This is a genomic window from Ancylobacter aquaticus (assembly GCF_004339465.1).
GTDB classification, from domain to species: domain Bacteria; phylum Pseudomonadota; class Alphaproteobacteria; order Rhizobiales; family Xanthobacteraceae; genus Ancylobacter; species Ancylobacter aquaticus.
The window spans coordinates 1040190-1053368 of the sequence record NZ_SMFY01000001.1; the positions used below are offsets into that span (position 1 = coordinate 1040190).

Annotated in this window: 12 protein-coding genes; 10 read left to right on the forward strand and 2 right to left on the reverse strand. The window is 66.3% G+C overall.

The genetic code is table 11. From position 1 onward, the window contains the following. Window positions 1-10: 10 nt before the first annotated feature. From EV667_RS04820 to EV667_RS04850, 7 genes are all read left to right on the forward strand, one after another. Entirely contained in the window at window positions 11-415 is a 405-nt protein-coding gene (locus tag EV667_RS04820; RefSeq protein WP_131834138.1) for a Zn-ribbon domain-containing OB-fold protein, read from the forward strand. Continuing rightward, entirely contained in the window at window positions 412-864 is a 453-nt protein-coding gene (locus EV667_RS04825) for a MaoC/PaaZ C-terminal domain-containing protein (RefSeq protein WP_131834139.1), read from the forward strand. Before EV667_RS04820 ends, EV667_RS04825 begins: the two co-directional genes overlap by 4 nt. Next, complete coding sequence (locus EV667_RS04830; protein ID WP_131834140.1) at window positions 861-1616, forward strand: SDR family oxidoreductase; 756 nt, start codon at window positions 861-863, stop codon at window positions 1614-1616. The genes EV667_RS04825 and EV667_RS04830 overlap by 4 nt, the downstream gene beginning before the upstream one ends. Before the next feature lie 47 nt (window positions 1617-1663). Further along, on the forward strand, window positions 1664-2695 hold the full coding sequence (locus EV667_RS04835) for an ABC transporter substrate-binding protein (RefSeq protein ID WP_131834141.1): 1032 nt from the start codon (window positions 1664-1666) through the stop codon (window positions 2693-2695). A gap of 114 nt (window positions 2696-2809) precedes the next feature. Further along, a complete protein-coding gene (locus EV667_RS04840; RefSeq protein WP_207907674.1) occupies window positions 2810-4564 on the forward strand; it encodes an ABC transporter permease in 1755 nt (584 codons plus the stop codon). Beyond that, window positions 4561-5643, forward strand: a complete 1083-nt coding sequence (locus tag EV667_RS04845) for an ABC transporter ATP-binding protein (RefSeq protein WP_131834142.1) — start codon at window positions 4561-4563, stop codon at window positions 5641-5643. Before EV667_RS04840 ends, EV667_RS04845 begins: the two co-directional genes overlap by 4 nt. A gap of 128 nt (window positions 5644-5771) precedes the next feature. After that, a complete protein-coding gene (locus EV667_RS04850; protein ID WP_207907675.1) occupies window positions 5772-6575 on the forward strand; it encodes an enoyl-CoA hydratase in 804 nt (267 codons plus the stop codon). Window positions 6576-6670: 95 nt separating this feature from the next. Here the strand turns inward: EV667_RS04850 and EV667_RS04855 are convergent, their stop codons facing one another. Beyond that, on the reverse strand, window positions 6671-7885 hold the full coding sequence (locus EV667_RS04855; RefSeq protein WP_131834143.1) for a CaiB/BaiF CoA transferase family protein: 1215 nt from the start codon (window positions 7883-7885) through the stop codon (window positions 6671-6673). Between the two features lie 267 nt (window positions 7886-8152). Continuing rightward, complete coding sequence (locus EV667_RS04860; protein WP_131834144.1) at window positions 8153-8818, reverse strand: GntR family transcriptional regulator; 666 nt, start codon at window positions 8816-8818, stop codon at window positions 8153-8155. A 158-nt stretch (window positions 8819-8976) separates the two neighbouring features. On the opposite strand from EV667_RS04860, the gene EV667_RS04865 reads away from it, so the two are divergent. From EV667_RS04865 to EV667_RS04875, 3 genes are all read left to right on the forward strand, one after another. Continuing rightward, complete coding sequence (locus tag EV667_RS04865; protein ID WP_131834145.1) at window positions 8977-10344, forward strand: malonyl-CoA decarboxylase; 1368 nt, start codon at window positions 8977-8979, stop codon at window positions 10342-10344. A gap of 8 nt (window positions 10345-10352) precedes the next feature. Further along, complete coding sequence (locus EV667_RS04870; protein ID WP_131834146.1) at window positions 10353-11876, forward strand: malonate--CoA ligase; 1524 nt, start codon at window positions 10353-10355, stop codon at window positions 11874-11876. A 149-nt stretch (window positions 11877-12025) separates the two neighbouring features. Next, the gene (locus EV667_RS04875; protein ID WP_131834147.1) at window positions 12026-13048 is read left to right on the forward strand and encodes a TRAP transporter substrate-binding protein; all 1023 of its coding nucleotides are present in this window, start codon (window positions 12026-12028) and stop codon (window positions 13046-13048) included. Window positions 13049-13179: the final 131 nt, after the last annotated feature.

Below are 13179 nucleotides of genomic sequence, written 5' to 3' on the forward strand. Positions count from 1 at the left end.
GGCTGCAGCCATGACGAAGGGCATGCCACCCGTGACCGACGTGACGTCCGATCCCTTCTGGGAAGGCGCGCGCGCGGGACGGCTGATGATCCAGCGCTGTCCCGTCACCGGCATGCATCAATGGTATCCGCGCGCCCATTCCATCCATTCGCCCGGCGCGTCGCCGGAATGGGTCGAGGCGAGCGGGCAGGGTACCATCTTCTCGTTCACCACGATCCAGCGCGGCATGAGCGCGTTCGAGACGCCCTATACCTGCGTGCTGGTGATGCTCGACGAGGGCGTGCTGGTGCTGTCGCGGCTGGAGGCGGAGCCCGGCGCCGATATCCGCGTGGGAATGCCGGTCGAGGCCTTCTTCGGCGAGGTGCAAGGCACGCCTGACCTCCCGCTGTTCCGTATCAAGGGGGACCGTTCATGAGCGTTGCCTTCGCCGCCATCGCGGTCGGCCAGCAGCTGAAATCGGCCCGCGTGACGATCACCGAGGCGCATATCGTCCAGTTCGCCGGGCTGACGGGCGACTTCAACCCGCTGCACATGGATGCCGAGTTCGCCGCCGCGCACGGCTTCGGCAAGCGGGTTGCCCACGGCATGCTCGGCCATGCGTTGAGCACGGGACTGCGCTCGCCGATCGACGACTGGGCGATCGAGGCGTTTCTGGAAACCCGGCGCCGCTTCGTGGCCCCCATTTTCGTCGGTGACACGCTGCATTACGAGGCCAGCGTGCTGGAGACGCGCCCGAGCCGGTCGCGACCGGGCGTCGGCATTGTTCGCGTCGCTCTGACGCTGAAGAACCAGAACGGCGAGGCGCTTCAAGAAGGCGAAGACGTCTTCCTCATCGGGCCCGGCGAGCAGGAGGAGGCGTCGTGACATCGCTGCGTCTGGAAGGTCATGTCGCGCTGGTGACGGGTGGCGCGGGGGGCATCGGCAGCGCGATCTGCGAACGCCTCGCGGCCGAGGGGGCGCAGGTCGTTGTCGCCGATCTCGTGCTCGATCAGGCTGTCGCCTGTGCCGAGCGTCTCGCGGGGCAGGGGCATGCGGCCTGCGCGCTGGCGCTCGACGTCGCCAGCCGCGCGAGCTGGGACAGCGCGATTGCCGCGCTGCCGCCGAAATTCGCAGGCGTGGATATCGTGGCAAATGTCGCCGGCATCGTGCGGGACCGCTCCCTGCCGAAGATGACCGACGATGAATGGACCCAGGTTATCGACATCAGCCTTCGCGGCACCTGGCTTGGCTGCCAGGCGGCTTTCTCGCTTGTCGGCAAGAGGGGCTGGGGACGCATCATCAACACGTCCTCGACCGCCATTTTTGGCGCGTTCGGCCAGTCAAATTACGCCGCCGCCAAGGCCGGCATTGTTGGCCTGACGCGGACGGTGGCGCTGGAAGGTGCGCGGCGCGGCATCCTCGCCAACGCCATCGCTCCCGGCATCGTCGAAACCGCGATCCTCAAGGACGTGCCGCAGGATCTCCGCGACAGCTGGATCGCGAAGATGCCGCTGGGGCGGACCGCTCGGCCTTCCGAGATCGCTTCCGTGGCGGCCTTTCTCGCCTCCGATGACGCCAGCTATGTCACCGGACAGGTGATCGTCGTCGATGGTGGCGCGACCACAGGGGATTACTAACCGCCTTCCAGAGACGCTTGGTTCATAACAATGAGGGGAACCGACTGATGGCAGCTTTTAGCAGACGACACGTGTTGATGGGCGGGGCCGCCGGCCTGGCCGCCTCGGCGCTCCGCATCACTCCCGTGAGCGCGGCGGACGACGAGCTTTATGCGGCGGCGAAGAAGGAAGGCGCCCTCAATCTGTACTGGGGCTCCTACGAGCAGAAGACCATCGAGGAAATCCGCGATGCCTTCAAGGCGAAGTACCCGGGCATCGAGGTAAGCCTGCTGCGCCAGGCGTCGCAGACCATCTTCACGCGCCTTCGCCTCGAAATCCAGAATGACGCCGTGCAGTGCGACTCGATCGGCACGACCAACCTTCTCCACTACAAGGACCTGCAGAAGATTGGCGCCATCCAGCCGTTCAAGCCGAGCAACATCGACATGGTGCCGGAGGCGTTTCGCGGCATCGACCCCGAGAACACCTATCATGTCGGCGCTATCAGCCTGACCACGATCAACCAGTCGACCTCGGTCACCGCCCCGCCGGCATCCTGGACCGCGCTGCTCGACGCGCCATGGGCCAACCAGATCACCACCGGCAGCCCGGCCTTCTCCGGCGATGTGGCGAGCTGGGTCGTCGCCATCCGCAAGAAGTACGGCGACGATTTCCTCCGCGCCTTCGCCAAGCAGAAGCCGAAAGTCGGCCAGTCGAATGTCGATACGGTGACCGACATTCTCTCCGGCGAGCGCAAGGTGGGCTCCGCCGCGCCGTTCAGCTACTCTCTGACCCAGCAGGCGGCCGGCAACCCGATCGGCGTCACGGTTCCCTCCGACGACGCGATCCTCAATCTCGGCCTGACCGCGGTTCCCACCAAGGCGCCGCACCCCAATGCCGGCAAGCTCTTCACCGATTTCCTGTATTCGGTGGAAGTGTCGAACATCCTCGCGAAGAATTTCTGGCCGACCCTGCGCACTGATGTTCCCTGGGCCGAGGGGCGCACGCTCGAATCGATCAAGTGGTACCGCAACCCCGTGGACAATCTGTCCGCAGAGGTGGCGGAAGGCATTGCCAAGTGGAAGGAAATCATCGGCTGACATTTCCGGCCGGTTCTGCCGCTCCGGAGTCCTCGCGGCCCGGAGCGGCTCCACCTCGCATCGGCGGATGATGCGGCGGTATCCTGCCCTTTTGATCAAACCGGAAGTGTACCCATGGCCTCATCACCCCCGATGAGTGCGGCGCGTTCCGCCTCGGTCGGCTATCGGCGCCATCATGCGTTCCGGTTGGTCGTGCTTGTCATCCTGCTGGCGGTGCTGGCGCTGCTGATCGTCCAGCCGCTCGGCTGGATCGTGTTCAACAGTTTTCACGACGATGACACGGGCCGGTGGACCCTGCGCAACTACGCGCAGATCTTCGCCTCCACGTCGCTCTGGGCGCCGCTGTTCAACTCGCTGCTGCTGGCGACGGCGGTCGCGGTCATCTCGACCCTGCTGGGTGTGCCGCTGGCATGGCTGGTCGCCCGCACCGACATGCCGATGCGCGGGTTCATCCGCCTCTTCACCATGGCGGCTTTCGTCACGCCCTCCTTCATCGGCGCTCTCGGCTGGATCCTGCTCGCCGCGCCCAATTCGGGCTGGCTCAATGTCGGCTGGCGGGCCCTCAGCGGCGCCGATTGGCCGCTTCTGAACATCTATTCGATGACGGGCACCATCTTCGTCTGCTCGATCTACACCGTGCCCTACACCTTCACCCTGGTGTCCAGCGCGCTGGAGGAAATGCCGGTCGAGTTGGAAGACGCGGCCACGACGCTGGGCTCCGGCGTCCTAAAGACGATGTTTTCGGTTACCATTCCGCTGGTCATGCCGGCGGTGCTGGTGGGCTTCATCCTCTCCTTCATTCAGGGCATGACGCTGTTCGGCGTGCCGGCCTTTCTGCTGACGCCAAGCGGCACGCTCGTGGTCACAACGAAGCTGGCGGAGTTCTACCAGCTCTTCCCGCCCGCGCTGTACATGTCGGCCGCCTATTGCATGCCGCTGATCGCCATCACCGGCATGCTGTTCTATGCGAGACGCCGCATTCTCGGCCGGCGCCAGTTCACGACCGTGGGCGGCAAAGGGCGTGCCGGCCGGAAAATCCGGCTGAAGGGTTGGCGCTTGGTCGCGCTGGTGTTTGCGTTGTTCGTACCGGTCACGGCGGTCGTGTTGCCTTATGTCGCGATCGTGCTGGTGTCGCTGAGTCGGGCATGGGGGCTTGGGCCCGTGCCCTCCAACCTCACGCTGCACTGGTATCGCTGGGCGATCTTCGAGAATGCCGAAACCCAGCGCGCCATCGTCAACAGCCTGGTCTATGCCGGTATCGCCGCAAGCTTCTGCATGGTGATCGGCATTCTGGTCGCCTACATCGTCGAGCGGAAGCTGCTGCGCGGCGCCGGCCTGCTCGCCGCGCTCGTCACCATACCGATCATCATTCCCGGCATCGTGCTGTCGGTCGGCTTCTTCTCCGCCTATACGCGGCAGCCGCTGAACCTCTACGGCACGGCCATGCTGATCATTGCCGCCTTCGTGGCGACATTCCTGCCGATTGCCTATTCGCAGGCCGGCTCGATCCTCAAGGGCATCAGTCCGGATCTCGAACGCGCGGCGCGCAGCGTCGGTGCCAGCGAGGCCCGCACCTTCGCCTCCATAACGGCGCCGCTGATGCGCGGCGGGCTCGTCGCCGGCTGGCTGCTGGTGTTCATCCCGATCATGCGGGAATTGTCGGTGGCGATATTTCTCGTCTCGCCCCGAACCAACGTCATGACGACCCTGATCTACAACTACAAGGACGGCGGCAATTACGAAGCGGTCTGCGCCGCCAGCGCCCTGCTTCTGTTCGCCACGCTCATTGTCGTCCTCCTCGCGCGTTTCGTCACCGAGGGCGCCGCCTATCGCCGCCGCAACGCGGCCAGCTTGGGAGCTGCCCCATGAGCGATATCGACATCCGCCAGCTGTCCAAGTCCTACGGCGCCTATCAGGCCCTGAAGTCGATCGACCTGCACATCCCCGATGGCGCGCTGCTCGCGCTGCTGGGCCCATCGGGTTGCGGCAAGTCGACGACCCTCCAGCTGCTGGCCGGCTTCGACACGCCGAGCGGTGGCGAGATCCGGGCCGGCGGGGAACTCATCTCCAGCCCGCAGCGCGTCGTTCCGCCCGAGCGACGGGGAATCTCGCTGGTCTTCCAGAATTACGCGGTCTGGCCGCACAAGACCGTCGCGGAGAATGTCGCCTTCGGTCTGAAGCTGCGCAAGCTGCCCCGTGCCGAGCTGGACGCACGTCTGTCCAAGGCGCTGGAAGCGGTGCGCCTCACCCCGCTGCGCGAGCGCTACCCCTTCGAGCTCTCCGGCGGCCAGCAGCAGCGCGTCGCGCTGGCGCGAGCACTGGCGGTGGAGCCTCGCATCCTTCTTCTCGACGAACCGCTCTCGAATCTCGATGCCCATTTGCGTGAGGAAATGCGCTTCGAGATCCGCCGCGTGCATGACGAACTCGGCATCACCACGGTCTACGTCACCCACGACCAGGGCGAGGCGCTGGTCACGGCCGACGAAGTTGCGGTGATGAAGGGCGGTATCGTCCAGCAACTGGGCTCGCCCGAGGATATCTTCGAGCGGCCGAGCAATGCCTTCGTCGCCTCGTTCATCGGCAGCAACAACGAAATACCGGGGCGGCGCGAAGCCCCGGGCCAGCTGAGGATCGGGGACACGCTTCTTCACGCGGAAGACCGCAGCGGATTGCCTGGCATCGGCACAAAGGCGGTGCTCTGCATCCGCCCCTCGCGCGTGCGGCTGGGCGAGGCGGGCGGTGACGCCAACATGCTGAACGGCGTGGTACGACGCTCGGCCTATCTCGGCGAGTATCGCGATGTGCTGATCGAGATCGCGGCGAACACGAATGTGCGGGCCTTTGTCAGTCCGCACATTCGCCCTCAGCCGGGAGAGCCGGTCCGGGTACATCTGCCGCCGGAGCATTGCCAGATCTTCGCGGTTCCCGACGACGCGCCGGCAAGCTAGGGCACGCGCCGACCAGCTGGCGCGCTGATCGGATTATGCGCCTTATCTCATAGAGTTAGATGGCGATTCGCCGATCAGATCGGTTCAATCTGGCCGGATCGTGCTGCAGCCCCTTTCAGGATTCCGCGATGACCTCTCAGGACATGGATACGCCCCATCTCGCCCGCCGGCGCGACGGGGCCGTCGAATGGCTCGTCTTCAACCGCCCGCGCGTGCGCAACGCGATGTCGGCGCGCATGGAGGATGAGATCGTCGCCGCGCTGGCGGAAATCGCCGCCGACGACACGGTCCGGGCCGTGGTGTTCACCGGCATGGCCGGCGACAAGCCGGCCTTCATGGCGGGGGCGGATATGGGTGCGCTTAGCGAGGCGGCGGACCCGGTGGCGGCTGTCGCGCTGGAGCGCGAGGCGGAGCGCCTGATCGTCGCCATCGAGCAGTTGCGGGTTCCCACCGTCGCGGCGATGGCCGGTGCCTGCGTCGGGCAGGGCGCGCTCCTTGCTTCGGCCTGCGATGTGCGGATCGCCGCGCCGTCGCTGCGCTTCGGCTTTCCCATTGCCCGCACGGTCGGCAACTGCCTGAGCCTTACCAATTATGCGCGCCTCATCGCCATGACCAGCACCGCCATGACGCGCGAGATGATCTTCAGCGCCAAGCTGCTGGGTGCGGAGGACCTGCTCGCGGTTCGCGCCATTCGCATGGTGGTGGGGGACGACGAGATCGACGCAAAGGCGCAGGAAGTCGCGGAAGCGCTGACCCAGCTTGCCCCGCTAACCCTGTGGGCGACCCGGCAGGCGCTGCTGCGCCTGCGCGACCATGGCGTGCCCGCCAATGCCGATGACGACCTGCTGGCCGCCTGCTACGGCTCGCAGGACATGCAGGAGGCGATCTCCGCCTTCCTCGGCAAGCGCACCCCGGTCTGGCAGGGCCGCTGAGCACTTTAGGTGCGGTGCCTGGCGAACTCGATCGCAGGGCTTTTGAAGTGGAGGGATTCTGACGGGGAAGGTGGGCGCTGCCCACCGTTCCCTGCTCAGATCACCGCGTCTGCGCGCAGATCGCCGATCTCCTCCGGGGAGAAGCCGAAATCGGCGAGGATCGCTTCGCTGTGCTCCCCGAGAGCCGGCGGCGCCTTCTCGTCGGGAAGGGGCGTGTGCGGCATCTGGATCGGCACGGAAACGAAGCGCAGCCCTGACCCTTCGGGAACCTCCCTCACCATGTTGCGCGACACGACCTGGGGGTCCTGCAGCGCTTCGGGCACCGAATTGATGGCGCTGGCCGGAACGTCGGCCTCGTCGAGAGCCGCCAGCCACGCGTCGCGTCCGCGCGTGCGGAACAACTCGGCGAGGATCGGCTCCAACTCGGCATGCCGGTCGGCGCGCACCGAACCGCTTGGGAAACGCGGATCGCTCAGGAGGTCCGGTCGGTTCAGCGCGCCGCAGAGACGCTCCCACTGTTCTGCGGTGTCGACGCAGACCGCGATGGGTTCGTCAGCCGTCGCGAAGGCCTGGAACGGAGCAATGAGGGGATGGCGGCTGCCGAGGCGGCGGGGCGTCTCGCCTGCATTCAGGAAGCGTGCGATGGCATTCTCCATCAGCGCCAGCTGGCAATCGAGCATCGCCACATCGACGAAGGTGCCGCGCCCGGTTCGCTCGCGCTGCTGCAGGGCGGACAGCACGCCGATCGCGGCAAACAGGCTGGAGCCGATGTCGCCGATGGACGCGCCGACGCGTGCCGGGGGGCCGTCTTCCTCGCCGGTGATGCTCATCATGCCGGAAAGCGCCTGCGCGATGGCGTCGAAGGAGGGCTTGTGCCGATAGGGGCCGGTCTGGCCGAAGCCGGAGATCGACGCATAGACCAGCCGCGGGTTGAACGCCGCCACCGTCTCATAGCCGAAGCCGAGGCGGTCCATGACGCCGGCACGGTTGTTCTCGACGAAGACGTCGGCGCCCGTGAGCAGCCGCTTCATCACCGCCTTGCCTCGCGGGTGCTTGAGATCGAGCGTAAGGCTCCGCTTGTTGCGGTTCACGCTCATGAAATAGATGCTCTGCTCGTCCTTGAAGGGGGCGATGATGCGGGTGAAATCGCCGGCACCCCGCCGCTCGATCTTGATGACGTCGGCGCCAAGTGCCCCCAGCAGCCATGTGCAATAGGGGCCGGCCAGCATATGCGTGGCGTCGATCACGCGAAGGCCGGACAGGGGACCGGACGCCCCCTTGTCTGTGGGAGACGTGGCGTCTGCGTCCATGAAGGTAAGGCTCCTCGAACTCTCGCCGCACGCGGTCACGCGCGAGGCCCTGATGCCCAACTTTCATCAAATGCCGGGGAGCGGACAATCAGCTATTTCACCCGCGTTTCGTGCATGAGACGCACCAGTCGGCAGGAGTGGCTTCCTATGGCGTCCCATGGCGGGGCGGGGATGGAAGGGCCGGCCGCACGGCACTCTCCGCAGGCGCGGAGCATGTGTGCACCATGGCAACCAATCGCCGGAACGCGCGGCTGCTGCCCGACAGGATCAGTCGGCCATCTGGGCTTCCTGCTGGAGAGCCGCCAGCAGGGTCATGAAGCGCTCGCCCTGCACCAGAACATGGGCGCGAATCCGCTCCGCCGCGCCGGCGCCTTCGCCGGCGAGCAAGGCCTCCAGAATGGCCTCGTGCTCGGCGAGAGAAGTGGCGATCCGGCGCGGCACCTTCAGCTGAAGGCGCCGATAGGGCTGCAGGGCGGTTTGCAGCCGCGTCGCCTCGGCCCGCAGCACGCGGTTGCCGGTCGCGGTGTAGATCGCCCCGTGAAAACGCGCATTGGCGGGGTAATAGGCGTCGTCGTCGCCGGCGGCGACGGCCTGCTGGCAGGCGACATGCGCCTCTATGATCGCGGCCCGGTCCGCCGGCCCCAGCCGCTGCGCCGCGAGCCGCGCGCAGGAGGCCTCGATCTCCGCCATCAGCTCGAAGGATTCGACGAGCGCGCGCGGGCCGAGCAGCGCGACGAAGGCCCCGCGCCGAGGGCGCATCTCGATGAGGCCGGAGGCGGAGAGCTGGATCAGCGCTTCGCGGATCGGCGTGCGGGACACGCCGAAGCGCTCGGCGAGGCCAGCCTCGTCAAGCCTCTGCCCGGGCCGCAGCCGGCCGGAGACGATGTCTTCTTCGAGGGCTTCGCGAAGCCTCGGGGTCTGTTCACCACGCACGGCATACCTCCCCGCGAAGAAAGCCACTTTCCGTGTTGCAATGCAAGAGAGGCAATCTTGTATACTTGATGGTTGACTATAGATGCGAATTTGTCATTATTTCATACAGAGGCTGCGCCGGGCGCGGCCATGGGCGAAGATCCAACGCTGGAATGGCCATGGGATCGAACACCTCATTCGTGGCGGACCTGCTGACGTCCATTGCCGAACGCGGGCGCACCCTGCTCGATCGCTCGCACCGGGTGAGCGGGGCGACGCGGGTGGAGACGCTGGCGGAGCGCTGCCATACACTGCTCTCCGGGCGCGGCGAAGCCTCGGGCGTCGCCCTCGCCGCCGACATTCTCGATCGCTACGCGCATATGAAGACGGGCGAGAGCATCGCCTTCTTCGAGGTGCTGGCCGAGAAGTTCGGGCCCGATCCCGAAAGCCTCGCTGCCGCGATCGCGGCCTATGGCCAGAACGGCCCCTCCGCCGTCGCGGACCTCCACCGCGCCAGCGAGCCGCGCCGGCAGGAGCTGTTCCGCCGCTTCAACCTCGCGCCGGGCGGCACGCTCTCGCTGGTGCGGATGCGCGAGCAGTTGATGGAGGCGATGGTCCGCCGGCGCGACCTCGCCGAGGTCGACCGCGATTTCGCGCACCTGTTCTCGTCCTGGTTCAACCGCGGTTTTCTGGTGCTCAAGCGCATCGACTGGTCGACCCCGGCCAATGTGCTGGAAAAGATCATCCGCTACGAGGCGGTCCACGCCATTCGCGACTGGGACGACCTGCGCGCGCGGGTCGATTCGCCGGACCGGCGCTGCTACGCCTTCTTTCACCCGGCGCTGGTCGACGAGCCGCTGATCTTCGTCGAAGTCGCGCTGATGAAGGAAAGCCCCGGCGCCATCTTCCCCATCCTCGACCCGGCCCGCCCGCTCCTGCGGCCGCAGGACGCCACCACGGCGGTGTTCTATTCCATCTCCAACTGCCAGAAGGGCCTTGCGGGCGTTTCCTTCGGCAATTTTCTCATCAAGCAGGTGCTGGAAGAAATCGCGCGCGAACTGCCCGCGCTGACCACTTTCGTCACCCTGTCGCCCGTGCCCGGATTCCGCAAATGGCTGGATGCCGAGCGCCGGGCCGAACAGAGCGTGGTTCTGTCCGCCGCCGACCGCAAGGCGCTGGAGACGCTCGACACGCCCGACTGGGCGGAAAAGCCGGAGCTGCGCGAGGAACTGGCGGCCGTGCTCGCGCCCATCGCCGCCTATTACTTCCTCGCCGCCCGCACGCCAAAGGGCACGCCGGTCGATCCGGTCGCCCGCTTCCATCTCGGCAATGGCGCGCGGCTGGAGCGCATCAACCCGATGGGCGACCTCTCGGCCAAGGGCCTCGCGCAGGCGTCGGGGCTGATGGTCAACTACCGCTACACGCCCGCCGATATCGAGAAGAACCACGAAGCCTTCGCCGGAAAGGGCGAGATCGTCGCGAGCACGCAGGTGCGTAAGCTGCTCAAGGTCGATCCCGCCTCCCGAGCCCTTGTTCCAGTCACCTGAAAAGCGTCATGTCCGACAATCATCTGTACTCCGCCCTGGCCTCCGCCGCCCCCTCTCTCGACAAGAAGCTGGCCCTGCTGGCGGACGGTTCGGGCGTGACCTATGGCGAAGTCCTCGCACTGTCCGCGCGGCTCGCCGGTCTGATGGTCGCGCGCGGGGTGAAACCGGGCGACCGGGTGGCGGTGCAGGTCGAAAAGTCCTGGCCCTGCCTCGCCCTGTATCTCGCCACGGTGCGCGCGGGCGCGGTCTACCTCCCGCTCAACACCGGCTACACCCTCAACGAGGTGCGGTATTTTCTCAGTGACGCCGAGCCGGCGCTGTTCGTCTGCCGGCCGGAGATCGAGGTCGAGGCCCGCGCATTGGCGGGCGAACTCGGCGTGTCCTGCATCGAGACGCTGGACGGCGAGGGTGCCGGCTCTCTGATGGAAGCGGCAGCCGGCTTCCCGGCTGATTTCGACGATGTGCCGCGCGGGCCGGACGACCTTGCCGCCATCCTCTACACCTCGGGCACCACCGGCCGCGCCAAGGGCGCCATGCTGAGCCATGGCAACCTGCTTTCCAACGCCCGCGCGCTGAAGGAATGCTGGCGCTTCACGCAAGCGGACGTGCTGATCCACGCTTTGCCGCTGTTCCACACTCATGGGCTGTTCGTGGCGGTGAACATCGTCCTGCTGAGCGGCGCGTCGATGTTCTTCCGCGCGAAGTTTGATCCGCGCGAGGCGATCGCGCTGATGGACCGCGCCACCTGCCTGATGGGCGTGCCGACCTTCTACACCCGCCTGCTGGACCAGCCGGGGCTGACGCGCGAGGCGGCGGCGCATATGCGCCTGTTCGTCTCCGGCTCCGCCCCGCTGCTGGAGGAGACGCATCGGGCATTCCGCGAGCGCACCGGCCATGCCATTCTGGAACGCTACGGCATGACCGAGACCTGCATGAACACTTCCAACCCCTATGAGGGCGAGCGGATCGCCGGCACGGTCGGCTTTCCGCTTCCGGGCGTGTCCCTCCGGATCACCGATCCCGCCACGGGTGCGGAATGCGCCAGAGGTGAGATTGGCATGGTGGAGGTGAAGGGCCCGAACGTGACGAAGGGCTATTGGCGCATGCCGGAGAAGACCGCCAGCGAATTCCATGACGGGTTCTTCGTCACCGGCGATCTCGGCCAGATAGATGCAAGCGGCTATCTCCGCATCGTCGGCCGTGGCAAGGACCTCGTCATAACAGGCGGCTTCAACGTCTACCCCAAGGAAGTCGAAGGCGAGATCGACGCCATTGACGGCGTGGTGGAAAGCGCCGTCGTCGGCGTGCCGCACCCTGATTTCGGTGAGGGTGTCACCGCCGTGGTGGTGGCCGAAAAAAATGCGGGCCTGACCGAGCAGGCCGTTCTTCAAGCGCTCGAAGGCCGGCTGGCGAAGTTCAAGCAGCCCAAGCGGGTGTTCTTCGTCGAGGAATTGCCGCGCAACACGATGGGCAAGGTGCAGAAGAATATTCTGCGCGACAGCTACAAGGACATTTATCGCCAGAGTGCCTAGAGAAAGCTATCCGCGCAGATGGGTTCAATCTGTGCGGATGGCGGCTGGCCCGCGCCGGGAATGCGACAAGGTGGCGGACCAACCGCCCGACGTGACGACACCGAGGAAACGCCAACAGTCCGCCGGAAGGCGGCGACACGGAGGAAACCATGAACGCAACGCGACGTATCGCGCGCGCCCTGAGCCTTGGCTGCGCCTTGACCTTCGCCGGGGGCCTGGCCCTTGCCACCTCTGCCCTCGCGCAGGACATCACCCTGCGCGCCTCGCACCAGTTTCCGGGCGGCAAGGGCGACCCCCGCGACGAGATGGTGCAGATGATCGCCCGCGACGTCGAGGCGGCCAATGTCGGCCTGAAGATCCAGGTCTTCCCCGGTTCGTCGCTGTTCAAGGCGAACGAGCAGTGGGGCGCCGTCACCAAGGGCCAGCTCGACATCACGTCCTTCCCGCTCGACTACGCCTCGGGCCGCGTGCCGCAATTCTCCGTCACGCTGATGCCGGGGCTGGTGCGCAATTTTGACCGTGCCGACCGTCTCAATGACTCGCCCTTCATGCAGGACATCAAGGCGATCATCGAGAAGAACGGCGCCCTCGTCATCGCCGATGCGTGGCTATCCGGCGCCTTCGCCTCGAAGAAGGGCTGCATCACCGGGCCCGACAGCATCAAGGGCCAGGTGACGCGCGCGGCCGGGCCAGCCTTCGAGCAGATGCTGGCCGCCGCCGGCGCCTCCATCGCTTCCATGCCGTCCTCGGAAATCTATTCCGGCATGCAGACCGGCGTGCTCGACGCGACCAACACGTCCTCGGAAAGCTTCGTCTCCTATCGCCTCTTCGAGCAGGTGAAGTGCCTGACGGCGCCCGGCGAGAACGCCATCTGGTTCATGTATGAGCCGGTGCTGATGTCCAAGCAGTCCTTCGACCGGCTCAACCCGGCGCAGCAGAAGGCGCTTCTCGACGCTGGCAAGAAGGCGCAGGCCTGGTTCGCCACGGAAGTGCGCAAGGGCGACCAGAAGCTGATCGACACCTACAAGAAGGCCGGCGTCGAAGTGGTGGAGATGTCCGCCGCCGATTACGACGCCTGGCTGAAGGTGGCGCAGGAGAGCTCCTACAAGAACTTCGCCGACAAGGTGAAGGGCGGCGACGAACTGATCAAGAAGGCTCTGTCCGTCCAGTAGCCCGCTCGTCCCACGGCGCGCCCGCGTGTGCCGGGGAACCTCTGCGCCCATGATCCGTGACGGTGCACCCCCGCGATAAGGCGGGGGTGTCGCCACCGCGCCGCGCCCCCATCCCTTCGACAAGCGAAAGC